The organism is uncultured Eubacterium sp. (assembly GCF_945980375.1).
GTDB lineage: Bacteria > Bacillota > Clostridia > Oscillospirales > Acutalibacteraceae > Eubacterium_R.
In genome coordinates this window covers 16,955-43,848 of sequence record NZ_CAMFQO010000014.1, presented here as the reverse complement: position 1 = coordinate 43,848, position 26,894 = coordinate 16,955, and the positions used below count along the sequence as shown (strand labels likewise).

The following is a 26,894-nucleotide window of genomic DNA, read 5'->3' as shown; positions in this document are numbered from 1 at the left end:
GTCGTCGGCAGCGTCAGATGTGTATAAGAGACAGATTATCAACAGTAATATGTTATTATGTATTTATAATATAATTTATTTCAAGAGGTGTCAAGTAAATGAAAAAACTGTTTGCTTCTTTTATGTGCACAGTTGTTATGGCCTTAACTGTTTTTTGCGTTCCTTTTAACGCACAGGCGGCAGAATATACTCCCAATGTAAAAATTTATGCAGATGCGTATATGCTGATTAGCCTTGATGATGATTCGCATCCTGTTGTGGCTCAAAAAAATGCAGATAAAAGGAAGTATCCCGCATCATTAACAAAGATTGTTACTGCTATGGTAACACTTAATAAGGTAAAGGATTTGTCTCAGGAAACTGTTGCTTCAAAAACTGCAATAGAGTCTATATACGGAACGGGTGCGCAGGTAGCAGGCCTGAAAATCGGTAAGTCGTATACTATTGAGGAGCTGTTGTATTTAACAATGGTATATTCTGCCTGCGATGCCTGCGAGGTGCTTGCAGAATTTGTCAGCGGAAGCATTCCCGCCTTTGTTGATGAAATGAACAGCTGGGTACAATCCATAGGCTGTAAGGATACTCATTTTGTTAATCCCGACGGTCTGCACGATCCGGAGCATTATACCACAGCCTCCGATATGGCAAAAATAACCCTTGAGGCAATGAAAAACGATGTTTTCAATAAGATTTCTTCAACACAACAGTATAAGTTCGGAAATCTAAATTTAATCCATACCAACTATATGCTTGATAAATTTCACATTACATACTACTATCAGTATGCGCAGGGTATCAAAACAGGCTCAACCGAGGAGGCAGGCTATTGCGTAATAACAAAGGCATCAAAGGGCGGATATAATTATCTTGCGATTGTAATGGACAGTCCTATTGAGGTGCTTGACGGGATAAAAACAAAGTGCTCGTTTATTGATGCTGCTTCGTTGTTTGATTGGGCATTTGACTCGTTAAAATATTCAACTGTTGTTCGCAAAAACGATATTGCATATGAGCTTCCTGTTAATAACGGCAAGGACGCCGACACCGTTCAGCTTGTAGTTAAGGATGATGTTACAACTCTTGTTCCAAGCACCCTTGATCCGTCAAATGTAATTATTCAGCCTATTGATGCACCTGAAAGCCTTGAGGCGCCTGTTACAAAAGGTGATTTCGTTTGCAAGGCAGACATTATATTTGCAGGAAAAACAATTATTACGGTTGACCTTGTGGCTGCAAAAACCGTTGAACTGTCAACATTTTTGAAAATTCTTAATGCACTCAAGAAATTCTTTACAAACAAATTTGTAATTGCATTTTTGTGCCTGATAATTCTTTTCGGCATTGCCTATGTTGTTGTGTTTGTCAGAAGAATTCAACGCGACAAGGCAAGGATTGCAAAGCGTCGCAGAGAGCAGGAAAAGCTTGACCGTGAGCTTTACGGTGATGATGATTACCTCCCACCTCCTAAAAGAAGATAAATAATGAAAAATCCTTGAACCTGTGGCTCAAGGATTTTTTAATCTTTGTTTATTGTTTTAATGTATTCGCTAACTTTTTTCTTTTCGTCGTCATTTAGCAACCTAAATTTTGAAAGAAGCATTTTTTCGTCGTCGTTTAACTCACTTAAAAAATGATTTGTGTATGGCTCATCAAACATTGTACTGCAAACAGTAAAGCCGTTTTCATCCCTGTAAAAATCATTTACACTTTTGTTGTAAATTGATGCAAGCATAGCAAGCTGAACGGGATTGGGCAGAGTATCACCGCTTTCCCATTTTGTATAGGTTGTTCTGCCTGTGCCGAGTATTATGCCAATCTGTGTTTGAGTAAAGCCGTTTGCCTCTCTGAACTTTCTGAGATTGGTTTTTATGTTTTGCTTTATAGCTTCATCTTCGCTGTACATCAACTCACCGCCTTTTTGTAATTATAACCTAATTTTCGACAAAAAGCAACAGATATATTTCTTTGTACTGTTTATGGATATTTTTTTTACTTTTGCCAATAATATTCCTGTACATAAAATGTAGGGAATGATTATGTGCAATATTTTAATAAGGTAGAAATCTGCGGAATAAATACAAACGATATTAAGCTCCTTAAGGAGTCGGAAAAAATTGACCTTCTTAAAAAAGCACAGCAGGGCGACAGCACGGCAAGGGACAATCTTATTAACGGAAACCTGCGACTTGTGCTCTCTGTTGTGCAACGCTTTGCCAATAGGGGAGAGGGTATGGATGATTTGTTTCAGGTCGGTGTCATCGGATTAATTAAAGCAATAGATAATTTTAATACAGAGCTTAATGTAAGATTTTCTACCTATGCGGTGCCAATGATAATCGGTGAAATACGACGGTTTTTAAGGGATAACAGCAGTATAAGAGTCAGCCGATCTCTGCGTGATACAGCATACAAGGCTATGCAGGTTAAAGAAAAGCTTACAAATAAATATAACAAGGAGCCAACCATTGAACAAATTGCAAATGAGCTTAATATGAAGAAAAGCGATGTTGTAATCGCCCTTGAATCAATAGTAGACCCCGTTAGCCTTTATGAGCCTGTATATAATGACGGCGGTGATACAATCTTTGTTATGGACCAAATAGGTGATAATTCAACCGACTCGGATTGGGTGGATGAAATTATGATAAAGGACAAGCTTCACAACCTTGACGAGCGAGAGCATAAGATACTTTATATGCGTTTTATGCAGGGCAAAACACAAATGGAAACAGCACAGGAGATAGGAATATCACAGGCACAGGTTTCTCGGCTTGAAAAAAATGCCCTAAAGCAAATTAAAGGCGAATGAGAAAAAGACCACCGATATTTTTCAGTGGTCTTTTGCATTATAATCATAATTATTGATTTTCACCGCTTAATTGCTTCCAGTGAATTTTGCAATATTCCTTGCCGTCAATCGGCGGATAATCCTCATCGTCAACTCTCGCTTCGTTCATACAGTCGTATTCGCCAACGTATGCACATCTGTGTGCGTCCTCTCCGCCCTCTGAAATTGCAGGAACGTAGCTCATACAGAACAGAACAGTAATAACTGCAATAACTGCTATCGGTATAGCCTTAGGGCTAACCTTCTTGAACAAAGGAGTAACATCTATTGCATCAAGGAACTTGATTTTTTCAATGATTTTGCAAGCCAAAACAGCAATCAAGTATCCTAAACAGCCTGCAACTGTACCTACAATCATACCTGCCAAAACATCGCTTGCGTAGTGAACCATAAGGTAAACACGGCTTCCCATTGTGCAGATAGCTACAACAGGGAAGAGCCAGCATATTTTCTTTTTGTCCTTTTTGAAGCAGATGAACATTGCTGTGGCAATTTCAAACGCAGCCGTTGTGTGGCCGGAAGGGAAGGAGTAGTCGCTTTCGCTGAGCATTCCCGCGCCCTTGTACCAAGCAAAGTATTCGGCAACACCCTGCAATGTGTTGTACGGTCTTACTCTCAGGAACATCGGCTTAACTATTACATTTGTAACAAGTGTACCTATTATAATAGAAAAAATCAGTGCGGCACCGTACTTTCTTGTTTTCTTAAATAAGCAAAGTACCGCTCCAAAAATTACCATAGGTATTACAAATCTTTCATCGCCGAAGCTTGTAAAGAATCTTGCAACCTGTGTTAAAAATCCGTTTTGAATATTACCGAAAAAGCTGAAAACCCATAGGTCAAAATTATAGAATATGCTGTCTATTCTTTCTCCCATGGTGACAGCTGCAAGTAAAATAGTATCCATATTTCCTCCTTAATGCTCTTTTAATGCATAGTGTTTTTTGTCCAAAATTGCAGTAGCAATAACTATTAATGTAAAGGTTATCATTCCGCCAACGGTAACGTCGGTTAAAAAGTGTGCGCCCATAACCATTCTTGTGTAAGCAAGTGTGCTTGTGTACACAAAAGGAATAGCAAAGCATAGCAGGGTTTTGTCCTTAAGCTTTTCTGTGCAAAACGGCAAAAGCATTGCAAGATAGCTTACCGCACCGCCTGCCGAATGACCTGACGGAAATGACTTAACATTGTTGCCCTCGTCAAAATTAAAGCCGAGCGGCCTGTACCAAGGTGTAAATCTGTCATAGCTTCCAAGCTGTAACAAATATCTGAATCTCGGTCTTGCCCATGTGTATTTGGCAAACTCAACAATACTTATTTCGGCAAACATAACGGCAATTCCCGCAAATGCAAAAGCAATCAATGGCTTTTTTGCCACACCCGGAATTTTGATGTATTGACCGACGGTAAGTATTATTATTCCGACTCCCAATCCGTAAAGGATACCAAATATCATTTTGTTTTCATCAACAAAGAAATACTTGGCAATATGTATGCCGAGGTAGACGCTTCCTCCCAGGCATATCAGAGCGCCTGCAATTTTTGTTATTTTCTTTTCACACAAAAAGCAAATAACCGCCCCTGCAATAGGGCAAACAAGCCTTGCCGGTATTTCTCCCGTGTTGTAAAACCAAACAGAAAAGGTATCTGTGGGATTGTTTAGCTTTATGTCAAGCTTCAGGTCAAAAAATGTTCCTACGATAAGAGACAGAATACAGCAAGCATAAAAGAATATGATTTCTTTCCTGTATTTTTTTATCACATTTTTCACCTCTGTTTTACTATAACAAATATTCGTCCTTATTGCAATTACAAACTTGTAATATTTTTTACTTTGTGATAGTATGAAAATGGAGTGTGATATATATGCGTATTCTTTCTGCAGACGAAATACGTGCGGTAGAAGGTAAGTGCTTTCAATTTTATTCAACCGAGGCACAGCTTATGCTTAAGGCAGGTACAGCCTGTGCACAGCAAATTATAAACAAATACGGCAAATCGCTTGTAAATAAGACCGTTGCCGTTTTTTGCGGAAACGGAAAAAATGCAGGTGACGGCTTTGTTATTGCAAGGCTTTTGTATTGCTACGGTGCAAATGCAAAAATTGTTCTTTGCGATAAGGCTCCGTCTATTGACGAGCCTGTAAAGTATTTTAATGAGGCAGTTTCCTCCGGAGTGCCTGTTGAGAGCTTTAATAACCAAAGTGCAAATGCTGATTATATAGTTGATTGCATTTTCGGTATCGGATTTCACGGTGAGGCACGCAGTCCGTTTGACGAGGTGTTTAAGGCTGTCAATGACAGTAATGCGGTTGTTATTTGTGTTGATACTCCAAGCGGAACAAATGCCACCGATGCCACAGTATGTCAAAATGCAGTTAAGGCAGATTTTACCATAGCAATTTCAACATTAAAATATTGTCATGTTCTTCCACCGTCAAATGCTCTGTGCGGAAAAATTGTAACCGTTAATATCGGTATTCCCGATGATTGCTATGAGGATATTTATGCAAGCACAATAGAAAAATCGGCTGTAAAGGATGTTATCCCTCCTTTTGATTTTAATGCAAATAAAGGTTCCAACGGACATCTTATGTGTATTTGCGGTTCGTATAAAATGCCGGGTGCAGCGGTGATTTGTTGTGAATCTGCCGTCAGAACAGGAGTAGGACTTGTTAAGCTTGTAACTCCTGATTCGGCATATCCCATTATTGCTTCGCATCTTGTTCAGCCTGTTTTTAATCCGGTTACAGATAAGGACGGAATGATTTGTAAAAATGCCGTTAACGGTATTGTTTGCGATTTGCCTTGGGCTAATACTATTGTTATCGGATGCGGTATGGGTGTCAGTGACGATACCGTTGAGCTGACAAAAAATGTATTAAAAAATGCAAATTGTCCGGTAATTATTGATGCCGACGGTATAAATTGCTTAACATCGTGCATAGATATATTAAAGGATGTTAAAGTGCCTGTCGTTCTTACGCCTCATCCCGGTGAGATGGCGAGGCTCACATCAAAATCTGTTGCCGAGGTGCAATCAAACCGTATTGGTATTGCAAAGGATTTTGCTGCCAAATACGGCGTTACGGTTGTACTTAAAGGAGCAAATACCGTGGTTACGGACGGAGAAACGGTGCTTATAAATACTACCGGCAATCCTGCTATGGCAATGGGTGGTACAGGTGATATGCTAAGCGGAATCATCGGCTCGTTTGTTGCCCAGGGTATTAATACTTTTGATTCGGCAATGACCGGAGTGTATATTCACGGCTGTGCCGGTGATGAAGCAGTATGTCGCCTTAGCCAAAGAGGAATAACGGTTTTTGATATGATAGAACGCCTCGGTGCTTTAATGTCCGAATATTAAACATTGAGCTGATTTAATGAAAAAAGTAATATCATTGTCGTTGTGTATGGCAGTAATGCTTTTGTGCGCCTGCACTCAAGTTGTAAAATCACCGCAAATTAAGACCTCCTTTTCTCAAAAGGCAACTATTACAATAGGTGATTACTCGTATACTGCAAATGTTAAATTTGACGGCAGTAAGGTATACATAACTCCAACATCAACAAACGCAAAGGGTATGACAATCTCCTGCGATGCAAGCACCGTAACCTTCACAAGACGGGATATGGTCAACACCGCTGAAAAATCAAAGGTTTCACCGTATAACCCCGCCGTAATTGTATATGATGTAATAACATCATCATCTGCATCGGTGCCAAAGAAAGAGGGCGGAAACTGTACCTTTTCGGGTAAAACATCGGTAGGAGACTATACTTTGATGATGAATGAGTCATCAGACCTCCTGTCACTCCAAATACCCACCGCCGACTTTTATGTAGAGTTTGTTGTAAATAGTTAGTATTTATATAAAAATATAGTAAAAAAGGGTTGATTTTTTCAGCCCTTTTTGTTATAATGCTATCGCATTCGTAAAAAAGAAAGCGAATTCGCACACAATGAGGTTGAGCCAAAGGTTATAAATCAGGCTCTTGCCATACTTCGTTGTGGAGGTTTAACCTTAAAGGAGGAAATGAAAATGGCAAATGTAGTTTCAATGAAACAGCTTTTAGAAGCAGGTGTTCACTTTGGTCACCAAACAAGAAGATGGAATCCTAAAATGGCTGAGTACATCTTCACAGAAAGAAATGGTATTTATATCATTGACTTGCAAAAGACAGTAAAGAAGCTCGACGAAGCATATATGTTCGTTCGTGACCTTGCTGCAAACGGCGGAAGCATTATCTTTGTAGGTACAAAGAAGCAGGCTCAGGACAGCGTTAAGGAGGAAGCAATCCGTTGCTCAATGCCTTATGTAAACGCAAGATGGCTTGGCGGTATGCTCACAAACTTCAAGACAATCCGCGGTCGTGTTGCTCGTCTTGCACAGCTCAAGAAGATGCAGGAGGACGGCACATTTGATCTTCTTCCAAAGAAGGAGGTTGCAGGTCTCGAGCTTGAAATCGAAAAGCTTGAAAAGTATCTTGGCGGTATCACAGAAATGAAGAAGGTTCCTGATGCAATGTTCATCGTAGATCCTCGCAAGGAAAGAATCGCTGTATCAGAAGCAACAAAGCTTGGTCTTCCAATCGTTGCAATTGTTGATACAAACTGTGACCCTGACGAAATCGATTACGTTATCCCGGGTAACGATGATGCTATCCGTGCAGTAAAGCTTATTGCAGGTGCAATGGCAAACGCAGTTATCGAGGGCAGAGACGGCGAGGATGCAGTTGCTCCTATCGCACAGGCAGAGGAAGCTCCTGCAGAGGAAGAAGCTGCTGAATAATTAAGAAATATAAACTATATTGTTGGAGGATATAATTATGGCATTTACAGCACAAGACGTAAAGGCTCTTCGTGAGAAGACCGGCGTTGGTATGATGGAATGTAAGAAGGCTCTTGTAGAGTCTGACGGTGATATGGAAAAGGCTATCGATTTTCTTCGTGAAAGAGGACTTGCTGCTGCACAGAAAAAGGCATCAAGAATTGCTGCCGAGGGTGTTGTTCTTCCTTATTATGATGAGGCTTCAAAGAAGGGTGTTGTTCTTGAGGTTAACTCAGAGACAGACTTCGTAGCAAAGAACGAAAAGTTTATGGCATTCGTTGAGGGTGTTGCAAAGACTATTCTTGCTACCGACCCTGTTGACGTTGAAGCTCTTAAGGAAACAAAGTTTGACGGCACAGACAGAACCGTTACAGAAACTCTTAACGACCTTGTTCTTGCTATCGGTGAGAATATGAAGGTTCGTCGCTTCGAAAGAATGGAAGGTGTTGTTTCAACATATATCCATGCCGGCGGTAGCGTTGGTGTTATGGTTGGCTTTGATGTAGCTGACGAAGCAAAGGCTTCAGATCCTGAGTTTGTTGCTATGGGCAAGAATGTGGCAATGCAGATTGCTGCAATGAGTCCGGAGTACTTGAGCAAGGATGAAATCTCTGCCGAGGAAGCAGATAAGATGCATTCAATCACAGTTGATTCTGCTCTTAATAAGCCTGATTCACTTCCGATTCCTATTCTCAGCACTCTTATTGATGAGGCTATTAACGATAAGAAGTGGAGCGATGATGACATCACTACCTATCAGGGACTTGACCAGAAGCAGAGAAAGAACTTTGTAAACTTCATTTCAAAGGAAGCTTACGAAGCACTCGCACAAATCGCTGTTTCACATAAGGCAGAAATCGCTGAAAACAAGATTTTCACAGGTCTTGTACAGGGTAGAATTTCAAAGCAGATTAAGGAAATTTGCTTGCTTGAGCAGGATTTTGTTCGTTCGGATCTTTTCCAGGGCTCTGTTGCAGGCTACATTGACAGCGTTGCAAAGGCACTCGGCACAGAAATCAAGGCAAACGGCTTCATCCGTATGATGAAGGGCGACGGCCTTGAAAAGAGAGAAGAAAACTTTGCAGAAGAAATCGCAAAGCAAATCAACGGCTAATATTCAAGAGCATCTCAAACGAGATGCTCTTTTTTCTTGCAAAGAAAGGATGTATGTGCTAATATAGTATTACAGTATATAAAATTTCAAGGAGAAAACGATGGCTAATATAGGTATTGTATCAAAGGCAAAGTCTTATGTGAAAGACTTTTTTGCACATTGGAATGTTCCTTATGAGGGAAGATATATTCCAAACAAAGAGGTTGCTGCATACGGCATTGGAGGAATGGGTGTTCACCTTGCAACAGTTGTGATAAGTGCAGTGGGTCTTTCTGCTTCAAACCTCCTGGTCGGCTCTTGTATCGGATTAAAGCCTACACACCTTTACTATATGCTTGTTATAGCAAATATTATCGGTATTTCATTTACGATGTTCCGTTCGTATATAATGGATAATATTAAATCCCCAATGGGAAAATTCCGTCCGTTCCTAAAGTGGATGGGACTTCCGAGCGTTTTGTCAGCCTGCCTGTTTGTATGGATGCCGTATGAGCTGATGACCTATAATCAAAAGGCGGCAACTGTTCTTGTGCTGTATCTTGTGATTAATATATTCAGCCCGTTTTATACCGATTCGTTCGGTTTGCTTATTCAGGTAATGTCGCCTGATTCCGATGAACGAACAGACGTAATGTCTATTTCACAAATCATATATTCTCTCGCTCCGTCAATAACAAACTTTGCCATTCCTTTCTTGGCAGGCCTTACAGGCGGATTAACCGATATCAGAACATATCGTATTATTTATCCGGCAATTTCGTTGCTTGGATTGCTTCTTGCATTCCCTGTGTACAAGTTTACAAACGAGCGTATTATTAAGCCTAAATCGAAGGAAAATGAAATTCGTTTCTTTGATGCAATCCGTTCGGTAGCAAAGAACAAGTATTTCTGGATTACAAGTGTTGCAGGTTGGATAGGCTTTCTTGAAATGTCATATTACGTTATCCTGCAATGGACCTTTGTTTATGCTTATCCCGAAAAGGAAAAGCTTCTCGGTGTGGCAAATACCATTATCGGTAACGGTGCGCTGTGGGCGATGATGGCGGCTCCTTTTCTTATAAGAAAGATAGGCAAACGCAAGCTTTTAATATCCTGCAATATCACAAATATCATTCTTTTAGCCTTCCTTTTCTTTACATATCACAATGTATATTTGGTTATTGCGATATTTTATATTAACAATTTTGTGCTTGTTCTCGGTAATATCTATAATCCGGGTATTCAGGCCGATATGCGTGACTATCAGCAGTATATTACAGGTGAACGTATTGACGGTATGTTCGGTGTAGTAGGTCTTATCGGAACTTTTCTTAGTTATTTTACAGGCTCTGTTGTTCCGTTTCTTCAGGAAAAATGCGGACTTAAAGACAATTACGATGTTCTTTATGATGCTTCAATCCGTGACAACCTTTTCAAAACTATGATTATTGCATCGGTTATTGGCGCAACTCTAAATGTAATACCGTACTTATTCTATGATTTGACAGAAAAGCAGCATAGGGGAATTACATATGTTCTTCGTATTCGTGCAATGTTTGACGATTACAGTGCAGGCTGTCTTGACGATGATGAGCTTGTTCGTGCTATGAACATTATTACCGATATTAAAGGTATTTTAGGCAAACAACCTGTTGAAATTTCAAAGGATGAGCTTAAAGCGGCAAGGGCACTGCCTAAAAAGACGCCGGAGGAAAAGGCTGCTCGCTCAGAAGCTATTAAAAACGCAAAAAATAAAATTAACGAATTAAAAATCAGAAACGAAAATATTGAGCTTGCTCCTTTTGTTTTGGCAGAGCTTGAAAAGTTTTCAACCGTACAATTTCAAAAACAGGTTGAAAATGCAAAATATATTGTTGATAATGAGGGTACAGACCTTAATATTGTTCTTCAGGAAATCAATGCAAAAATCGCATCTGTGCCAAAGCCCGAAACTAAAGAGGAAAAGCTTATCCTTTCAGATTTGAAAAAGCTTGCTAAGGAAATCAAATACGCAATCAAAACGCAGAAAAAATTCTTTGCAAACGGTGTTTATGAGCCTGATGAAAATGCAATACAGGAGGCTCAAAATCTCCCTACCGATACCCTTAAGCAAACCATCGACAGAAAGCGTGCCGTTAAAAAAGCAATCAAGGATCGCTCAAATTACAGACATGCCGTTAAGCCGTATACAGATGCCAAAAGGCTGTTAATTCAGCAGGAGGCATATAACTGTATGGATGTGCTTGAGGAGCGCTACAACGCAATACAGGCTCAAACCGTAACCGCATAAAAAATTTTAGGCTTATTCAGATTTTTCGGAATAAGCCTTATTTTTGTGCTTGTGCTTCTTGTGATTTTTCATAATATGTGGTATAATTTCACCGCGATGATTATTTGCAGTAGGAAAGAATGTGAAAGCTTATATGACTCTTAATGAAAAAATATATGATGCTGTTTGCAAAATTCCAAGTGGCAGGGTTGCAACATACGGTCAAATTGCAACGATGTGCGGCAATCCTTATTATGCAAGGGCTGTCGGCAATGCACTTCACAAAAATCCAAATCCCGATGATATTCCATGTTATCGTGTTGTAAACAGTAAGGGAATGCTTACCCAAAGCTTCGCCTTCGGCGGCATAGAGGAGCAGAAAAATCGTCTGATCAATGACGGGATAGAGGTTGTTGACGGCAGAGTAGATTTGCAAAGGTATCAATGGCGTGGATAAAATAACAATTAAGATTTATAAAAGGAGAGATAGTAATGCTATTTGTAGAATATCCAAAATGTACAACCTGCCAAAAGGCAAAGAAATGGCTTGATGAAAATGGATTTGAATATACCGACAGGCACATCAAGGAGCAAAATCCAACCTATAACGAGCTAAAGTCTTGGTATGCTCAAAGCGGTATGCCGCTTAAAAAGTTCTTTAACACAAGCGGCTTGCTATACAAGTCTATGGGGCTAAAGGATAAGCTACCTGTTATGTCAGAGGAGGAACAGCTTAAGCTTTTAGCAACCGACGGTATGCTTGTTAAACGTCCGATTATTGTAACGGACACGGTGGTTTTAACCGGCTTTCGTGAAAAGGAGTGGGCAGAAAAGCTGTTAGCTGATTAAGGAAATTTCAAAATGTTGCAAAGGATATTAAACAATTCTGTCCGGGTGCAAAGATCTTTTATAAGGGTAAGGCGAGCGACAGAACATATCATTTGGTAACTGAACAATAAAAGGGCTGCAAGCATCGTTTGATGCTTACAGCCTTTTGATTTTATGTATTCTTTTGCAATAAATTTATTACTGCATCTTTGCTTCTCTTTTTGCTTCCAATTCTTTTTGAGCCTCTTCCTTGACCTTACCTGTGTAATCGTTAAAGAACATAGGAATGATTGTAAGCAGGAAGCCGACAGCAGGGATGATTGTTACAAGAGCAATAAGCATCTTTTGTGTGTCAACTGACTGCTGGAAGAATATTTGTCTGCCGGCAACGTCAACAAGTGATTTGTCGATTGCCTTGAAATCTGTTCTGCCGAGAATTTGACCGAATACAAATGTTGCAACAGCGGCGTTAACCTTTGAAAGGAATGTTTGGAATGCAAAGCATACACCCTCTTGTCTTTCGCCGGTTTTCCATTCAAGGTAGTCAACTGCATCTGCAATAAGAGCATATGTAATAACGTTGTAGATACCAAGCGGAAGACCCATCAGGAATAAGAATACCCAAAGGATATAGATGTTTGCTTTTGTAACATCGTGAGCCATTACAAAATAGCAAAGTGTATGTACAACCATGCCGAATAAAGCAGAGCCTATGTAGATTTGCTTGAGCGAAAGCTTCTTCCTAAGCATAGGGAAGATAGCCATTGCAGGTACCATACCAACGCCGATAGCAACCGTAAGAGTTGTTACGATAGTTCCGCGCGGAATCCAAAAATCATATGCTGCCGCAGCATCAACATTGTCAACAAGTGTTGTCTGTGCACCGGGCAGGAAATCCTTAAAGATTTGCGAGAAGTCGGTGTAGTTTTGGATGATGATAAAGTTGCCGATATAGTCTGCACATTGGTTGGCAGTAACCATTGTTGAGCCAAGAACCGCCGCAAAGATAACAATAAGCAAAAGCTTGTTTTTGCCAAGAACAACAAATGTTTCCTTGAATGACGGAGTGTGATCCATCTTTGGCACTCTTTCCTTTGATACAAAGAAAATGAGAATAGAAAGTGAAGTGCCAAGCAAAGCAAAGATAACACCGCTGAGGAAGAAGCCCTTTGTGTATCCCATATTGCTTTGGTAAAGAATCGGTACAAGAAGTGCAGGTAAAATACCGCCGAATGTTGAACCGAGTCTTGCTGTGGAAATAAATGATGTTCTTTCGTTTTCAAGAGGAGTGATTACCGATGAAAGACCCCAAAAAGGTACGTCCTGTACTGTAAATGCAACACCCCAAAGAATGTATGTAACAAGTGCCCATACGAAAGCGGCTTTTGAGCCTTCCTCAAACGGAGCCGAGAACAATGCAATCGTTGTTATGGCGATTGGTACAGGGGCAAACAAAAGATACGGTCTCATTTTACCCCATTTTGATTTTGTTCTGTCAACAATCATACCCATAAGCGGGTCATTGATAGCATCAAAAATTCTACCGATAAGAATAATCGTAGTGCCTTGCTGAAGCGAAAGGCCTGCACCGTTTTGGAAAAATACAATTGTGAACATCGACATCAATGTATAAATTCCGGATCTGCCGAACGCGCCTAATGTAAAACAAACGCGTTCCTTCATAGTTAAGTATTTTTTCTGTTCCATTAAATTCTCCTTGCCTTGTATGCCGGCATAATAATTGGCTTGCTTTCTCCGGCATTCATCATTTCGTCAATAAGCTGTTGCTTAAGCTCCTCACGAACCTTTGCATAAGCCTTGTCCTTTACAAGATTATGCTTTTCGATAGGATCCTTTTCCAAATCGTAAAGATAATCCTCAAAGTAAACCTTTGCCTTTGAGTGAATGTATCCGCAAGGAGTCAAATCTCTTACAGAGTACTTAAACCTATCTGTTCTGATAGCTCTTGAGTTTGTTGCCTCACTAATCTGGATAAATACATTCTTTCTCGGCTCAGCCTCACCTGTAACCTGCTTGGTTAAATCAATACCCATATATTGCTTTGGAATATCAATTCCTGCAAGTGACATAAGCGTAGGCGGAATATCAATAAGAGATGTAAGCCTTGACTCACGCTTTCCGCCAACAAATTCGGCACCCTTAATGATTAGAGGTGTGTGTGTTGCACTGTCGTGGCAGGCTCTCTTGTATTCAAGGTTTCTCGTCTTAAAGTGGCTACCGTGGTCGGATGTGTAAATGATGATTGTGTCATCGTATATGCCCTCATCCTTTAGCTTTTGTACAAGCCTGCCAACGTTGTAGTCAAGTCTGTTGATAGCAGACATATAATCGGGATAGCTCTTCTCGTAGTCACCCTTCATAAATGTCAGGTCATCGGGAATAGGATAATCCTTGTAGTCATCAACGGTAGGCTTGTAGCCCTCATAGCAGTGTCGGTCGTTTTGATGGTGCGGCTCAAGCTGACTGATAAACATAAAAAACGGCTTATCCTTATCGCGCTTGTCTAAGTATTCGGTAGCGTAATCGTTAATGCAGTCGGCTCTGTATCCTGTAAATTCAAGCTTGTTGCCGTCCTCGTCAAAAATAAATCCGTCGTATCCGTGAGAGGTGAATTCCAATACATCAGCACCTCTGAAATACTGATATTCTCCCAATCGGTCCTTCGGTATTGCAGTTGCTTCGCAATGCAAGCCGATACCCGGTAATCTTTCGGATGCCAGGTGCCATTTTCCGATATACGCGGTTTGATAGCCTGCTTCGTTAAAATAATGAGCAAGGCTCGGCGTACCGTTAGGAAGAGGAATACCGTTCCAATAGCATCCAACCTGGGTAGCATAAAGACCTGATTGCAGGCAGGCTCTTGCCGGTCCGCATACAGGCTGACAGGTAAAGTTGTTTTCAAACAAAACGCCTTCTTCTGCAAGCTTCATAAGGTTTGGAGTTACTTGGTCGTTAACCGTATCCCAACGCTGTTGATCGGAAAAATAGAAAATAATATTCTTTTTTTTCATAATTTCCCCCTTTAATTATATGATTTTACCGTTATGCAAAAAATCCTGCACCGGCATTGTAAAAGTTTACAAGTGCAACGCAAGCAACAATCACGGTAAAAATAGTTTGTATTATTTTTTCATTAGCCTTCTTGTTCATTTTAGCACCCACAATACCGCCTATACATGCGCAAATGATTGCAATGACAAGAGTGATAACGTCAAATTTAGGAATAGTGTGTGAAACTGCAAGGGTAACAAGCTTTGACAGTTGACTGAAAAAAATGGTTCCTACGCTGTAAACTGCCGCCTCCTTCACCGTCATAGAGAAGAATAAAACCAAAAATGCAACATTGATAGGTCCTCCGCCTACTCCGAGGAATGACGCAATAAATCCGAGTGCAAGACCTACAAGTATTATGGGAACAGGCTTTTCAATCTTAAAGCTTTTTGCATTTTTAATATTTATGTACACAACAGAAGCGACAAGCAGTAAGCCGAGAATTAACCCCTGTATACTTTTTAGCATAGTGTTGTCAAATAATGTTAGCAGACAGTCAAACAGCTTTGAGCCGAGTATTCCGCCTGCAACAGCACCTATTGAAAGAAAAACAATGATATTATATTTGATAGGAGTTTTAGCCTTGATATGCTTAACTGTTGAGCTGATGCTCATACTGAATACAGCACAGGTGGAAATAAAATTTACCACTTGGATTGGATCGTGACCTATAAGGTCGAGTAATGGTTTAATGATTACACCGCCGCCGAGACCGACAAACGCTCCAAAAAATGTTGCGCAAAATATTACTGCTGCATATATAAGTCTAAATATCATTTTACTGTGTTCCTTTTTTGCTCGTTGACATAAATTCCTTGTGTTGATATAATCAAACAAAGGGTGGTGTGCCTATGCCAATATCGGTTATGATAAAGCCGTCGTCATCGGCTTGTAATATGAAATGTAAATACTGCTTTTATGCGTCTCTTGCCGACAAACGCGATGAAGCCTTTAAGGGAATGATGAGTAACGAAACGGCAAAAAAGATTATTTCTTCTGCCTTGGAATATGCAAATTCAACGGATGTTATATTTACCTTTCAGGGCGGGGAACCGTTACTTCGGGGCAAAGAATTCTTTGAGGATTTTATAAAAACCGAAAAGCTTTTGAACAAAAAGAATTCCCGCATAACAAACTGTATTCAAACCAATGCAACGTTGATTGATGAAGGATGGTGTGCCTTTTTTAAGGAAAATAACATTCTTGTCGGTGTTTCGCTTGACGGTGATAGGGAGCTGAATTCCTATCGCGTATACAAGGATGACAGCGAAACCTTTGACGATGTTGTCTCTGCTATTGAGCTACTCAAAAAACATAACGTACAGTTTAATATTTTGAGTGTTTTAACGTCAAGACTTGCACAGAATTTTAGAAAAGCTTATCGCTTCTTTAAGAGTCTTGATTTAAGATATATGCAGTTTATACCCTGCCTAAAGGCGTTTGATGAGAAGGAAAGCATCTATGCCATGAGCATTGATGACTATACAACCTACCTAAAATTCGGATATAAGCTGTACTATAACGATAATATGCGCGGACAAAGCATTTCAATCCGCCAGTTTGACAATTACAGATTGCTTATGCAGGGCAGACCTGCGGAGCAGTGCGGTATGAATGGCTTTTGCTCCGAGCAATTTGTAGTTGAGGGTGACGGTTCTGTTTATCCCTGTGATTTCTATTGCATAAATGAATTTTACCTTGGCAATATAAATGAACTGTCCTTTGCACAAATGCACGACAGCGAGATATTCCGCAGCTTTGTAAAATCCTCGTACACTATCCCCGAAAAATGCACGCAGTGTACATATTTAAGAATTTGCAGGGGAGGGGGCTGTAAGCGAAATAACCTGAGCACCGATTACTGCAAATCCTATAAGGAGTTTTTCAAGGAAATAATTTGTTTTTAATATAATTATTATACATATATCAGCACATAATGTCAATGAATAAAACAGCCATATATTGGCTGTTTTTTATTACATAGGCTTATATTTTGTATATTGACAGTTGTATTACAGTTTGTTATAATCATTTATACGAATTGTTGTAATGAGGTGATTATATGAGCAAAAGAATGAAGCACAGCGAAAAGCTTGCTCATAAATATAAGTATTTGAGAGAAAAAATTATTGAATCCTACCGTAAGGGTTGCAGGATTTTGGATATATCAAAAATTGTATTTACCTTTGCTTTTTTAGTTTTTACCATCTTTTGCGTTACTACACTAAAGGATACAAGTGACAAAACTGCATGGTTAATGCTTTGGATAATTATTATTTTAATTGCCGTTAATATATTTTTGATAACCGATTATTGCAGGTATTTGATGAAAAATCAGGTGATACCGTATCTTATGGATGATGATTGCTTGGATTTTAATGAGTATCTGGTTTTTAACGACGACGAAGAAGATGATGAAGACGACGGGGAGGATTAGCCATGAGAAATATTTTTAGGATATTTACGCGAGATATTAAAAAGATTTTTACAAACTCAATGGCTGTTGTTTTGGCTGTGGGTGTTCTTCTTTTACCAAGCCTTTATGCTTGGTTTAATATATATGCAAACTGGGATCCGTACGGTAAAACGGGGAATATGATGGTTGCGGTTTGTAACGAGGATGAGGGTGCAACATATAAAACCCTTCAAATTGCTATCGGTGACCAAATTTGCAGTAACCTTAAGGCAAATGATTCAATCAATTGGCAATTTGTATCAAAAAAGGATGCTGTAAAGGGTGTCGAGTCGGGAAAATACTATGCTGCTATTGAAATCCCGGAGGGCTTTAGTAAAAACCTTGCGTCTATTGTAACCGATGATTATGAGCGTCCGCAGATTATTTATTATGCCAATGAAAAGAAAAATGCCATTGCAACGAAGATTACAGATAAGGTTGTTCAAACAGTTCAAACCTCCGTTAACGAATCCTTTGTAACAACTGTAATTGATGTTTTAAGTGCTGTTTTGGGTACGGCCATCGAGTCCGATGCGGTAACGGGAGAAAATGCATTTGACTATATTGATGTTCAAATTAATGATGCAAGAGAAACTCTGTCTACCCTTACAGACGCACTTGACAGTATGCAGGGCCTGATTGATGCTACTCAAAATATGGACGCATTAGTTGACAAAAAAGATGCCAAGGAGCTTCTTAACAGCACAGAGGATATGGTAAACAATACACAGGATGCCGTTGTAACTACTCAAGCCACAATGAATACACTTACAAGCTCACTTGGCAGTATCATGCTTGCCGCATCTTCAACACTTGATTCATCAGCATCGGCCCTTGAAAATGTTGCAAATAAGGATGTGTCAAGCGTTATAGATGTTCTAAAGCAAACATCTGTTCAAATCAATAATGTTCAGGTTGAAATTAAGGAAATAAGCGGCTTGCTGATTAAGCTTAACAGCACATTGCCAGAGCCTATTGACGATATTACAGCCCTTGCAAAAAGACTTGACAACATTAGTAAAGGTCTTGCCGATTTGTCATCGGTAATCAATAAGACAGCGGATATTGATTACAACAAAACCGCGCTTGATACTGCAAAAAAGTTAAAGCAGGCATCTTCATCGTTAAAGAACTGCCGAAAGACCTATAAAAACGATATACAGCCGGTGCTTTCAAAGGCTGTCAGCAGTGTGGTTGTGGCTCTTGGTAACCTTTCGGATATTCTTGACGGAATAGATGATAAATCATCACAGCTTGACACTATCGGTATAGCTTTGGCTGATTGTGCAGAGTCGGGCGAAAGCCTAATTTCATCAATGAGAAAGGTGCTTAAAAGCATTGATTCAAAGCTTCTAAAGCTTAAAAAAACAGTTGACGGTATTAGAGATAGCGAGATGCTTAATGCCGCTGTAAACCTTACAACGAAAAACGGCGGTGACCTTGGAGATTTTCTTGCCTGTCCTGTTGAGGTAAAAACAGATAAGGTGTATGGTATAGAAAATTACGGCTCTGCCATGGCACCGTTTTATTCAACACTTGCTTTTTGGGTGGGTGCAATGTTCCTTGCCGCACTTGTAAAAACAAATATCAAGAATAAAAAGGAAATTTCTTCAATGCTGAAAAGTCATGAGGAATTTTTCGGCAGGGGACTTTTGTATGTCGGATTAGCTCTGATTCAAGGTGTGATAATTTGTCTTGGGGATTTGTATTTTCTTGGTATACAGTGCCTGCATCCTGTTCAGTTTGTTTTTGCAGGAGCTCTTGCAAGCGTTGTTTTTTCAATGTTTATTTATTCGCTTGTGTACACATTTGGCGATGTCGGCAAGGCAATAGGTGTTATATTGCTTGTAATTCAGATAGGAGGCTCCGGAGGAACATTCCCTATTCACGTAACACCTCAGTTCTTTATTTCAATCAATCCGTATCTGCCGTTTACCTTTGTAATTGAAGCAATGAGAGAATGTATCTGCGGTTCATACGGCAATAATTATTGGATTTATCTTCTTAAGCTTCTTGTCTATGCTGTATTGGCATTGATAATTGGTCTGCCTGTTAAAAAAATGGTTAAAAAGCCTGTAAGCTTTTTTGAAAAAAGGGTAAAGGAAACGGGCTTATTTTAGGTATTATCTGTTGAAATGGCTAAAAACTGTGCTATAATATATTCGGTGATTTTATGGCAAAAGTTTTTCGTATTGCTTTAACGGGAGCACCGTGCTCCGGTAAAACCTCCGCTATTGAACGCTTGGCAGCAGATTTTTATAACGAAAGCAGAGATGTTTTCATTTGTACCGAAGCGGCATATGAGGTTATTGCAGAGGGCTACTCTCGCGATGATTACCTCGTGTTTGAGACAGAGGTCGCAAAAAAACAAATTCAAAACGAGGATGAGCTTTTGAAAAGGGCATACAACAGCGAAAAGCAGGAGGCTGTCATCTTTTATGACAGAACGGTTACCGATTGCTTCAGCTATGTTGATGACAGGGATGCTCTTGCAAAAAGCATTGGCATGGGCATTGTTGACTCTTGGAGCAGATATGATGCAATTATTATGCTCGAGGCTGTTGAGCGTTCAGGGTATTTTTGCACCTCCTCAAGAATAGAGAATTACGAAACCGCCCTTGCCTGTCAGGATAAGTTGCTTGACGTTATGGTGGGGCATCCTCATCTCAGATACGTAAAAAGTAATGATAGCTTTGATAAAAAATATGCGTCTGTTAAGGCAGAAATTGATTCAGTTTTGAGTGGATATGAGATCGAAAAAAAGCTTTTGATAGAGTATCCCGATTTTAACAAGCTGGCAAAGTATAAGCCGTTTAAGGCAAAAATTTCACAAACCTATTTGCTTTGTGCTGTTGGCTCCCACCGTGTCAGAAAACGCAGTGCAAGCGGTGTTGACACTTACTTTGAAACGCTGAAAATAAGAGTGACAGGCTCCTGCTGTGAGGAAACGGAAAGTATTATTTCAAAGCAAAGATATGATGAGCTGCTCAAAAGTGCCGACCCGTCAAAGCACACTATCAATAAGGACAGATACTGCTTTTTGTTTGACGGTCAATACTTTGAGCTTGATGTTTTTGATTTTTGGAATGACAGAGCATTTCTTGAGCTGGAGATGAAAAGCGAAAACCATTCGTTTACCTTGCCGCCTGAAATAAAGGTTATCAAGGACGTTTCTAACGATTATCATTACAAAAATAACTACTTGGCAGGACTTGATTTATGAAGATTGTAAAACCGACATTTTATAAGGATTTTAAGTGCATTGCAGGCGATTGCCCGGATTCCTGCTGTCAGGGGTGGGAGGTTGATGCCGATGCCGAGTCCCTTGAATATTACAACACCCTTGATCCCTCGCTTGAAATCAAGCAGAGGATTGACAGGGTTTTAAGCAAGGATGAGTTTGATAACAACATTTTTACACTTGCACCTAAAAAGAGATGTCCCTTTCTTAATGATGAAAATCTTTGTGATATGCACATTGCTATCGGCGGTGAGCATACACCTTATACCTGCCGTACTTTTCCGAGATTTATATATGATTTCGGGGGGACAAGAGAAATAGGAGTATCCTTTTCCTGTCCTGTTGCCTCTGATATGATGTACACTCTCGATTCCTTCGATTTTGAACAGGAGATAACAGATGAGCCCCCGTCATTAAATGATATTGACGCAACGCTTTACTATACACTATACAAGGCAAGGGAGCAGGCGTATTCAATAGTAAAGGACAGGTCTGTGCCGATTAATGAAAGGCTGAAAAATCTTTTGTCCTTCACTCTTGAGCTTCAGGCAAAAATTAACGATTATCCGGACGGAAGCTCTGATGATGTCAGCTTTATTGATGTTTTTAACAATCCCGAGCTTATCAATCCGCAGTGGACTCAAAGGGTAAATAATGCGGATATTAAGCCTGTTTCAAATAGCGTGGCAAATGAAAATATTGCTATGTATTTCATCTATAAGTATTTTTTGCAGGCAGTGTATGATGAGGATGTATTAAGCAAGGCAAAAATGGCTGTTGTGGGCGTCCTTGTTAATACATATTTCGGTGAGGACAGCTGGGGAATACACCTTTGGAGTAAGGAAACCGAGCACTCACAGTACAATATGGACAGATATAAAGCCCTGCTTAAATCCGCAAGGGCATTATCCGTTGATGAATTAATTAAGCGTTTGTAAAATCCAAAAGGACTGTTGAGAAATGGAGCTGAATTTCGCATTCTTGTGAGTGGGAGCTGTACGATGGTACTGCCCCCGAGCAAAAGGCGAAAAACGCCAAAAGCGGCTTAGATTCGATGTCTAAGCCGCTTTTACAATCCCTCCGAGTGCGATAAATCGCACCCACCTCCCTTTACACAAGTGAGGCTCAAATCGGTTTGTTTAATTTATATTTATATGGCGTGTTTCAGCCCACTTTATCGACAGTCTAAAAGGACTTGTTCATTTTGTGAACAAGTCCTTTTATCGTTACCCTAATTGCTGAATATAGAATCAATAAGCTTTTCGTATACTGCCGCCGGGTCCGAAATGAATTTGTCTCTTATCATTTCAGCCTGTGAAAGATTTACTGCAAAAAGCTCAAGATTCATAAAGTCCGTGATGTTATCGCTGACCTTGAGGTTAACCTTGTAACCACCGTCAATTTTTTCTATGATTACCTTGTTATCCCTTTTGTATGTTTCTCTTGCGATGACCTTTTGGCAGGCCTTAATGCTTCTTTGCCTGATTGTCAACGGAAGCTCCTGCTCAATAAGCTCAACCTCCGGTATATCCCTGCTGTCCATACTCAGCATACCGTCGTCGCCCTGCATAATTGTACCTGCCTTGATGAGCTTTGCAACAGCATCGGAGATTTCAAAATAGTTTGCTATCATAGCTCCGTCAACCGCTTCAATTATTGTTGATGCGCTTACTCTGCCGTTAAGGTTTGCAACTATGTAGCATACAAGCATATATATTGAGCTTACGCTTCTTAATCCGCCGTCCTTTACATTGGCCATAAATGCATCAAATCTCATTTTTGGCTCAATGATTTCTTCTGTATTATTCAATGGTTTTTCAGCCATATTTTTATCTTGTCCTTTCATAATTTGCCTATTTCGTTTGCAACTGCATTATACTTTATTCAGCCTGTCAATTAATATATTAGCACAAATTCCAAACTCTTGCAAACATTACTTGCAAATCAATGAGATATATATTATAATATAAAATATTATTATGGAGGAGTGCGTATGGTTACATTGACAAGGCGCCTTCAGGCAATAGCAGATATGGTGCCGCAGGGCAGTATGGTAGTTGATGTAGGGACAGACCATGGGTACATTCCCGTATATCTTGTACAAAACAATATTTGTGACAGAGCAGTAGCCTGCGATATAAATGAGGGCCCGCTTAATTCCTGCAGGCTTCTTGTGAGTCAGTCAAATTTGAATGACAGAATAGAATGTGTTTTGTCTGACGGATTAAAGAATGTCAGCTCGTTTTATGACACAGTTGTGATTGCAGGCATGGGCGGTGAGCTGATTGCAAATATCCTTTCCAATGCAGTTGACATAAGTTCAAAACGCATTATATTAAACCCTATGACTCATCCGGAGCTTGCTCGCAAGTGGCTTTATGACAACGGGTTTGAAATAACAAAGGACATTATTGTTGCAGACGGCAGGCATCATTACAATGTTTTTTGTGCACATCACACCGACACTGTAGTTGAAAAATCTGTTGTTGATGATTATTTGGGTGCCATTGATGATTTTGGCGATAAGGAATATTTTGAGCATCTTTTGGTTTATTTGAGGAATAAGCAAAAATCCGGTGCCGATCTTGAAAACATTATTTGTAAAATTGAGGAAAAGCTATGACTACGGTAAAAAATATTTATGATTTTATTAACTCTTTTGCTCCCTTTGATACTCAGGAGGAGTGGGATAATTCGGGACACCTTGTAGGTGATTTCAGAAAAGAGGTTAAAAAGGTAGTTTTGTCTCTTGATTGTACAAAAGAGGTTGTGGGCTTTGCCGATGATATAGATGCAGATTTGATATTAACTCATCATCCTGTAATTTTTAACGGTGTTAAAAGCATAAAGGGTGATACTGCACTTTATTCTATGATAAGAGCAGACATTGCATGTATCAGTGCTCACACAAATTTTGATAAGGCTCAGTGCGGAATAAATCATAACCTTGCCGATATGCTTGAGCTTAAGGATACCGAACAGCTTTGTAACGGCTTTGTTCTTGTTGGCTCTCTTGACGAGCCTATGAGTATGGATGATTTTGCAGAGCTTGTCAACCAAAGGCTTGACTGCTCCGGAATAAGATATACCGATACCGACAGAATAATCAGTAGAGTAGCAGTCGGAGGCGGAGCGTGCAGCGAATTTATGTGGGACGCCTTGGCAAAAGCCGATTGCTTTGTAACCGGTGACCTCAAGTATCACGAAATGCTTGATGCTTCACAGGCAGGCTGTGCGGTAATCTCTGCCGGTCATTACGAAACGGAAAACGCACCGTTTCTAAAGCTTAAGGATAAGCTTGAAGGGGTGTTCGGTGATGTGGAGTTTGTTGTCGCACCGAGGGAGAACCCTGTAAAAACAGTTTGATTTAGGTAGTTTGTATTATGGCATTTGACGGAATTTTTCTTCACTTAATTAAAAATGAAATATCGTCAAGGCTTTTAGGCTTTAGGGTAGATAAGATTCATCAGCCGTCAAAGGAGGAAATTCTTTTTACCTTTAGGACATATGAGGGCAGTGAAAAGCTTTTGCTTTCTGCAAAGGCAGATTCGTCTCGTATTCAACTGACCTCACAGTTTATCGAAAACCCTAAAAAGCCTCCAATGCTAACAATGCTTTTGCGTAAGCTTTTGTGCGGTGCAAAGCTTGTTGACATCAGACAGGAGGGCTTTGAAAGAATTTTAACTCTTGTATTTGATGCAAGAAATGACCTCGGCGACCCTGTTGAATACAGGCTTATTATTGAGATTATGGGCAAATACAGCAACATAATCCTTGTAGATAAAAAAAACAAAATTATTGATTGTGTAAAGAGAATTGATGAGTCAAAATCCTCTGTAAGAGAGATTTTACCCGGATTAGCCTATCGTTTGCCTCCTGCACAGGATAAAATGAATATCCTTTCTGACAGTATTGCCGATATTGAGGCAAGGATGAAAGCTCTCGGTACAACAAGAGGCAGGGCAGCCGGCAAGGTGATACAGGGTATTTCACCGATAGTAGCCAATGAAATTGAGTTTGATTTAAGCCTTTCGGGCTTGAGGGAGCATATTGCAAATCCTGTTCCTACTGCAGTAATCCTTGATAAGCCAAAGGATTTTACCTATTTTATGCCGCATCAGTATGGTGATTTGTGCACGTATAAGGTGTTTGATACCCTTTCGGAGCTTGTGGATTATTTCTACTATGAGCAGGTTAGGATTGAACGAATCAGACAGCGTTCAAACGATTTGTTCCACAGGCTGAATACTCTTAAGGAGCGTGCCGTAAGAAAATCCGTAAACCGTCAGCGTGAGCTTGATGAATGTGCGGATAAGGACAGATATAAGATTTACGGCGACCTAATCAATGCAAATCTTCATAGGCTTGAAAAGGGCTCTATGTTTTACGATTTGGAAAATTATTATGACGAAATGAAGCCTGTTAGGATACCCGTGGATCCTACCTTAACTCCCGCACAAAACGCTCAAAGGTATTATAAAATCTATCGCAAAAAACAAATTGCAGAGGATAAGCTCCTTGATTTTATAGCCGAGGCAGACATTGAGGCGGAATATCTTGATACGGTTATTGACGAGCTTACTCGTGCAACAACCGACAGCGAAATTTCGGCAATAAGAGATGAGCTTCGAACTGTTGGACTTGTTTCAAATTCCGGTGCAAAGACTTCAAAGCAAAAAAAGCTTTCACCAAGGATGTTCAAATCCTCTGAGGGCTTTGTAATATTTGTCGGCAGGAACAATATACAAAACGATAAGCTTACTCTTAAAACTGCAAAAAATTATGATTTGTGGTTTCATGTTAAGGATGCTCCGGGCAGTCACGTTATTGCCCAGGCACAAAAGGATAAGCCCTTTACGGATAAGCTTATACGAGAGGCAGCAATGCTTGCGTGTGTTCACTCAAAGGCGAGCATGTCGTCAAACGTTGCTGTTGATTATACCATAGTTAAAAACGTTCATAAGCCAAACGGTGCAAAGCCGGGTATGGTTATTTATGAAGATTATAAAACCGAGTATGTAACTCCAAATGAGGATGAACTTTCGGAGGTGACTGAGGTTGAGTAATGTTGCAGTTATTCTCGGTGCAGGGAACTCAACAAGAATGAAAACAGAAAAAAGCAAGCTTTTACTCAAAATTAACGGCCAAACGGTTATTGAGCGAAGCGTTAATGCTTTTTTGAATATTTCGGATATTGATGAAATTATTGTTGTCGCAAGACAGCAGGATATAGAGGCTTTTTCTTCAATTCTTGATGATGAAAGAATATCGTTTGTTATCGGTGGTGCCTCACGACAGGAAAGTGTATATAATGCCGTTTCGACGATTGATGATGCAGAGCTTATTGTCATTCACGACGGAGCTCGCCCTTTGGTAAGGGAAGAGGATATAGAAAATACTATCCGTCAGGCAAAGGAGCATTCGGCTGCAGCTGTGGGTGTTCCCGTAAAGGATACTATCAAAATTATAGATAACGATAATTTTGTAGTTGACACACCAAACAGGTCAAGCCTGTTTGCAGTTCAAACTCCACAGATATTTGATTTTTGCTTATACAAACAGATTATTGAAAAGGCAGTTGAGCAGGGCAGGGATTATACAGATGATTGCCAGCTTGCAGAAAACAGCGGTGTAAAGGTAAAAATGGTTGCCGGTAGCTACACTAATATAAAAATTACTACTCCCGATGATATACCCGTTGCAGAGAGTATATTAAACGATAAGAGGTAAGTATAACAAGAGAGGTATATGCTATGCGTATAGGTCACGGATATGATGTACATAGACTTGTAAAAGGCAGAAGGCTGATTGTAGGCGGTGTCGATATTCCTTATGATATGGGGCTTCTCGGCCACAGCGATGCAGATGTTTTGCTCCACGCAATTTCCGATGCAATTCTCGGTGCGGCGGCACTTGGGGATATTGGCGGTATGTTTCCCGATACAGATGAAAAATGGAAGGACGCCGATTCCTTAGAGCTTCTTAAGGCTGTTGTATTCAGAATAAACCAAGAGGGCTACACTATTGGAAATATAGATTCAACCATCATAGCACAGCAACCGAAAATGAAGCCTTATATTCCTCAAATGAGAAATAACATAGCCAATGCCTGCGGTGTTGATGTGTCGCAAATAAGCGTTAAAGCAACCACAGAGGAGGGCCTTGGCTTTTCCGGTAGGCAGGAGGGCATCAGCGCCCACGCAGTTTGTTTGCTTTCGGAAAAGTAGTATTATCTCTAAAACATAGTGACAAGG

26 protein-coding genes are annotated in these 26,894 nt (G+C 40.1%); 19 read left to right on the top strand and 7 right to left on the bottom strand.

Annotation, left to right across the window (positions count from 1 at the left end; translation table 11 throughout):
- The first annotated feature begins 98 nt into the window (after positions 1 to 98).
- On the top strand, positions 99 to 1,478 hold the full coding sequence (locus tag Q0P34_RS05250; RefSeq protein ID WP_294953891.1) for a D-alanyl-D-alanine carboxypeptidase family protein: 1,380 nt from the start codon (positions 99 to 101) through the stop codon (positions 1,476 to 1,478).
- Between the two features lie 38 nt (positions 1,479 to 1,516).
- Here the strand turns inward: Q0P34_RS05250 and Q0P34_RS05245 are convergent, their stop codons facing one another.
- Entirely contained in the window at positions 1,517 to 1,903 is a 387-nt protein-coding gene (locus tag Q0P34_RS05245) for a helix-turn-helix transcriptional regulator (RefSeq protein ID WP_294953888.1), read from the bottom strand.
- Between the two features lie 135 nt (positions 1,904 to 2,038).
- On the opposite strand from Q0P34_RS05245, the gene sigG reads away from it, so the two are divergent.
- The gene (sigG, locus tag Q0P34_RS05240; RefSeq protein ID WP_294953885.1) at positions 2,039 to 2,809 is read left to right on the top strand and encodes an RNA polymerase sporulation sigma factor SigG; all 771 of its coding nucleotides are present in this window, start codon (positions 2,039 to 2,041) and stop codon (positions 2,807 to 2,809) included.
- Between the two features lie 49 nt (positions 2,810 to 2,858).
- Here the strand turns inward: sigG and Q0P34_RS05235 are convergent, their stop codons facing one another.
- Positions 2,859 to 3,755, bottom strand: a complete 897-nt coding sequence (locus Q0P34_RS05235; RefSeq protein WP_294953882.1) for a phosphatase PAP2 family protein — start codon at positions 3,753 to 3,755, stop codon at positions 2,859 to 2,861.
- A 9-nt stretch (positions 3,756 to 3,764) separates the two neighbouring features.
- Positions 3,765 to 4,610: a phosphatase PAP2 family protein gene (locus tag Q0P34_RS05230; RefSeq protein ID WP_294953879.1), complete on the bottom strand. Its 846-nt coding sequence runs from the start codon at positions 4,608 to 4,610 to the stop codon at positions 3,765 to 3,767.
- A gap of 104 nt (positions 4,611 to 4,714) precedes the next feature.
- On the opposite strand from Q0P34_RS05230, the gene Q0P34_RS05225 reads away from it, so the two are divergent.
- The 7 genes from Q0P34_RS05225 to Q0P34_RS05195 all read left to right on the top strand — a co-directional run bounded on the left by Q0P34_RS05225 (position 4,715) and on the right by Q0P34_RS05195 (position 11,893).
- Entirely contained in the window at positions 4,715 to 6,217 is a 1,503-nt protein-coding gene (locus Q0P34_RS05225; RefSeq protein WP_294953876.1) for an NAD(P)H-hydrate dehydratase, read from the top strand.
- 16 nt (positions 6,218 to 6,233) lie between these two features.
- Positions 6,234 to 6,716 carry a hypothetical protein gene (locus Q0P34_RS05220; RefSeq protein WP_294953873.1) on the top strand — a complete coding sequence of 161 codons (483 nt, stop codon included), beginning with the start codon at positions 6,234 to 6,236 and terminating at the stop codon, positions 6,714 to 6,716.
- 177 nt (positions 6,717 to 6,893) lie between these two features.
- Complete coding sequence (gene rpsB / locus Q0P34_RS05215) at positions 6,894 to 7,643, top strand: 30S ribosomal protein S2 (RefSeq protein WP_294953870.1); 750 nt, start codon at positions 6,894 to 6,896, stop codon at positions 7,641 to 7,643.
- A gap of 37 nt (positions 7,644 to 7,680) precedes the next feature.
- Positions 7,681 to 8,796, top strand: a complete 1,116-nt coding sequence (gene tsf / locus Q0P34_RS05210; protein ID WP_294953867.1) for a translation elongation factor Ts — start codon at positions 7,681 to 7,683, stop codon at positions 8,794 to 8,796.
- Between the two features lie 100 nt (positions 8,797 to 8,896).
- On the top strand, positions 8,897 to 11,065 hold the full coding sequence (locus tag Q0P34_RS05205) for an MFS transporter (protein WP_294953864.1): 2,169 nt from the start codon (positions 8,897 to 8,899) through the stop codon (positions 11,063 to 11,065).
- A 133-nt stretch (positions 11,066 to 11,198) separates the two neighbouring features.
- Complete coding sequence (locus tag Q0P34_RS05200) at positions 11,199 to 11,501, top strand: MGMT family protein (RefSeq protein WP_366783687.1); 303 nt, start codon at positions 11,199 to 11,201, stop codon at positions 11,499 to 11,501.
- Between the two features lie 35 nt (positions 11,502 to 11,536).
- The gene (locus tag Q0P34_RS05195) at positions 11,537 to 11,893 is read left to right on the top strand and encodes an arsenate reductase family protein (RefSeq protein ID WP_294953861.1); all 357 of its coding nucleotides are present in this window, start codon (positions 11,537 to 11,539) and stop codon (positions 11,891 to 11,893) included.
- A gap of 177 nt (positions 11,894 to 12,070) precedes the next feature.
- Here Q0P34_RS05195 and Q0P34_RS05190 read toward each other — a convergent pair whose 3' ends face one another.
- Genes Q0P34_RS05190 through Q0P34_RS05180 form a run of 3 tightly spaced genes read right to left on the bottom strand, consistent with a single transcriptional unit; the run spans position 12,071 to position 15,721 of the window.
- The gene (locus Q0P34_RS05190; protein ID WP_294953858.1) at positions 12,071 to 13,579 is read right to left on the bottom strand and encodes an MFS transporter; all 1,509 of its coding nucleotides are present in this window, start codon (positions 13,577 to 13,579) and stop codon (positions 12,071 to 12,073) included.
- Positions 13,579 to 14,904: a sulfatase-like hydrolase/transferase gene (locus Q0P34_RS05185; RefSeq protein WP_294953856.1), complete on the bottom strand. Its 1,326-nt coding sequence runs from the start codon at positions 14,902 to 14,904 to the stop codon at positions 13,579 to 13,581. The genes Q0P34_RS05190 and Q0P34_RS05185 overlap by 1 nt, the downstream gene beginning before the upstream one ends.
- A 31-nt stretch (positions 14,905 to 14,935) precedes the next feature.
- Entirely contained in the window at positions 14,936 to 15,721 is a 786-nt protein-coding gene (locus Q0P34_RS05180) for a sulfite exporter TauE/SafE family protein (RefSeq protein WP_294953853.1), read from the bottom strand.
- A 74-nt stretch (positions 15,722 to 15,795) separates the two neighbouring features.
- On the opposite strand from Q0P34_RS05180, the gene Q0P34_RS05175 reads away from it, so the two are divergent.
- The 5 genes from Q0P34_RS05175 to fliB all read left to right on the top strand — a co-directional run bounded on the left by Q0P34_RS05175 (position 15,796) and on the right by fliB (position 21,578).
- Positions 15,796 to 16,851, top strand: a complete 1,056-nt coding sequence (locus tag Q0P34_RS05175) for a radical SAM protein (protein WP_294953850.1) — start codon at positions 15,796 to 15,798, stop codon at positions 16,849 to 16,851.
- 155 nt (positions 16,852 to 17,006) lie between these two features.
- Positions 17,007 to 17,381, top strand: coding sequence for a hypothetical protein (locus Q0P34_RS05170; RefSeq protein WP_294953847.1), 375 nt, complete (start codon positions 17,007 to 17,009; stop codon positions 17,379 to 17,381).
- Positions 17,382 to 17,383: 2 nt separating this feature from the next.
- Positions 17,384 to 19,519: a YhgE/Pip domain-containing protein gene (locus Q0P34_RS05165; RefSeq protein WP_294953844.1), complete on the top strand. Its 2,136-nt coding sequence runs from the start codon at positions 17,384 to 17,386 to the stop codon at positions 19,517 to 19,519.
- A gap of 53 nt (positions 19,520 to 19,572) precedes the next feature.
- Entirely contained in the window at positions 19,573 to 20,622 is a 1,050-nt protein-coding gene (locus Q0P34_RS05160; protein WP_294953841.1) for an AAA family ATPase, read from the top strand.
- The gene (fliB, locus tag Q0P34_RS05155; RefSeq protein ID WP_294953838.1) at positions 20,619 to 21,578 is read left to right on the top strand and encodes a flagellin lysine-N-methylase; all 960 of its coding nucleotides are present in this window, start codon (positions 20,619 to 20,621) and stop codon (positions 21,576 to 21,578) included. The genes Q0P34_RS05160 and fliB overlap by 4 nt, the downstream gene beginning before the upstream one ends.
- A gap of 293 nt (positions 21,579 to 21,871) precedes the next feature.
- Here fliB and Q0P34_RS05150 read toward each other — a convergent pair whose 3' ends face one another.
- Complete coding sequence (locus Q0P34_RS05150; RefSeq protein ID WP_294953835.1) at positions 21,872 to 22,486, bottom strand: DUF4364 family protein; 615 nt, start codon at positions 22,484 to 22,486, stop codon at positions 21,872 to 21,874.
- A gap of 147 nt (positions 22,487 to 22,633) precedes the next feature.
- Between Q0P34_RS05150 and Q0P34_RS05145 the strand changes: the two genes are divergently transcribed.
- The 5 genes from Q0P34_RS05145 to ispF are packed head-to-tail and all read left to right on the top strand — an operon-like array spanning position 22,634 to position 26,867.
- Positions 22,634 to 23,263, top strand: a complete 630-nt coding sequence (locus tag Q0P34_RS05145; RefSeq protein WP_294953833.1) for a class I SAM-dependent methyltransferase — start codon at positions 22,634 to 22,636, stop codon at positions 23,261 to 23,263.
- The gene (locus Q0P34_RS05140; protein ID WP_294953830.1) at positions 23,260 to 24,006 is read left to right on the top strand and encodes a Nif3-like dinuclear metal center hexameric protein; all 747 of its coding nucleotides are present in this window, start codon (positions 23,260 to 23,262) and stop codon (positions 24,004 to 24,006) included. Before Q0P34_RS05145 ends, Q0P34_RS05140 begins: the two co-directional genes overlap by 4 nt.
- Before the next feature lie 17 nt (positions 24,007 to 24,023).
- Positions 24,024 to 25,706 (top strand): NFACT RNA binding domain-containing protein, encoded by a 1,683-nt coding sequence (locus tag Q0P34_RS05135; protein WP_294953827.1) that lies wholly within the window; start codon positions 24,024 to 24,026, stop codon positions 25,704 to 25,706.
- Positions 25,699 to 26,370, top strand: coding sequence for a 2-C-methyl-D-erythritol 4-phosphate cytidylyltransferase (ispD, locus tag Q0P34_RS05130; RefSeq protein WP_294953824.1), 672 nt, complete (start codon positions 25,699 to 25,701; stop codon positions 26,368 to 26,370). The genes Q0P34_RS05135 and ispD overlap by 8 nt, the downstream gene beginning before the upstream one ends.
- Positions 26,371 to 26,393: 23 nt before the next feature.
- A complete protein-coding gene (gene ispF, locus Q0P34_RS05125) occupies positions 26,394 to 26,867 on the top strand; it encodes a 2-C-methyl-D-erythritol 2,4-cyclodiphosphate synthase (RefSeq protein ID WP_294953821.1) in 474 nt (157 codons plus the stop codon).
- Positions 26,868 to 26,894: the final 27 nt, after the last annotated feature.

Excerpts from the sequence above, each read along its gene's own strand:
- Q0P34_RS05250 (WP_294953891.1), top strand. The coding sequence starts at position 99 with ATGAAAAAACTGTTTGCTTCTTTTATGTGCACAGTTGTTATGGCCTTA.
- Q0P34_RS05245 (WP_294953888.1), bottom strand. The coding sequence starts at position 1,903 with ATGTACAGCGAAGATGAAGCTATAAAGCAAAACATAAAAACCAATCTC.
- Q0P34_RS05235 (WP_294953882.1), bottom strand. The coding sequence starts at position 3,755 with ATGGATACTATTTTACTTGCAGCTGTCACCATGGGAGAAAGAATAGAC.
- Q0P34_RS05225 (WP_294953876.1), top strand. The coding sequence starts at position 4,715 with ATGCGTATTCTTTCTGCAGACGAAATACGTGCGGTAGAAGGTAAGTGC.
- Q0P34_RS05220 (WP_294953873.1), top strand. The coding sequence starts at position 6,234 with ATGAAAAAAGTAATATCATTGTCGTTGTGTATGGCAGTAATGCTTTTG.
- rpsB (WP_294953870.1), top strand. The coding sequence starts at position 6,894 with ATGGCAAATGTAGTTTCAATGAAACAGCTTTTAGAAGCAGGTGTTCAC.
- tsf (WP_294953867.1), top strand. The coding sequence starts at position 7,681 with ATGGCATTTACAGCACAAGACGTAAAGGCTCTTCGTGAGAAGACCGGC.
- Q0P34_RS05205 (WP_294953864.1), top strand. The coding sequence starts at position 8,897 with ATGGCTAATATAGGTATTGTATCAAAGGCAAAGTCTTATGTGAAAGAC.
- Q0P34_RS05200 (WP_366783687.1), top strand. The coding sequence starts at position 11,199 with ATGACTCTTAATGAAAAAATATATGATGCTGTTTGCAAAATTCCAAGT.
- Q0P34_RS05195 (WP_294953861.1), top strand. The coding sequence starts at position 11,537 with ATGCTATTTGTAGAATATCCAAAATGTACAACCTGCCAAAAGGCAAAG.
- Q0P34_RS05190 (WP_294953858.1), bottom strand. The coding sequence starts at position 13,579 with ATGGAACAGAAAAAATACTTAACTATGAAGGAACGCGTTTGTTTTACA.
- Q0P34_RS05185 (WP_294953856.1), bottom strand. The coding sequence starts at position 14,904 with ATGAAAAAAAAGAATATTATTTTCTATTTTTCCGATCAACAGCGTTGG.
- Q0P34_RS05180 (WP_294953853.1), bottom strand. The coding sequence starts at position 15,721 with ATGATATTTAGACTTATATATGCAGCAGTAATATTTTGCGCAACATTT.
- Q0P34_RS05175 (WP_294953850.1), top strand. The coding sequence starts at position 15,796 with ATGCCAATATCGGTTATGATAAAGCCGTCGTCATCGGCTTGTAATATG.
- Q0P34_RS05170 (WP_294953847.1), top strand. The coding sequence starts at position 17,007 with ATGAGCAAAAGAATGAAGCACAGCGAAAAGCTTGCTCATAAATATAAG.
- Q0P34_RS05165 (WP_294953844.1), top strand. The coding sequence starts at position 17,384 with ATGAGAAATATTTTTAGGATATTTACGCGAGATATTAAAAAGATTTTT.
- Q0P34_RS05160 (WP_294953841.1), top strand. The coding sequence starts at position 19,573 with ATGGCAAAAGTTTTTCGTATTGCTTTAACGGGAGCACCGTGCTCCGGT.
- fliB (WP_294953838.1), top strand. The coding sequence starts at position 20,619 with ATGAAGATTGTAAAACCGACATTTTATAAGGATTTTAAGTGCATTGCA.
- Q0P34_RS05150 (WP_294953835.1), bottom strand. The coding sequence starts at position 22,486 with ATGAAAGGACAAGATAAAAATATGGCTGAAAAACCATTGAATAATACA.
- Q0P34_RS05145 (WP_294953833.1), top strand. The coding sequence starts at position 22,634 with ATGGTTACATTGACAAGGCGCCTTCAGGCAATAGCAGATATGGTGCCG.
- Q0P34_RS05140 (WP_294953830.1), top strand. The coding sequence starts at position 23,260 with ATGACTACGGTAAAAAATATTTATGATTTTATTAACTCTTTTGCTCCC.
- Q0P34_RS05135 (WP_294953827.1), top strand. The coding sequence starts at position 24,024 with ATGGCATTTGACGGAATTTTTCTTCACTTAATTAAAAATGAAATATCG.
- ispF (WP_294953821.1), top strand. The coding sequence starts at position 26,394 with ATGCGTATAGGTCACGGATATGATGTACATAGACTTGTAAAAGGCAGA.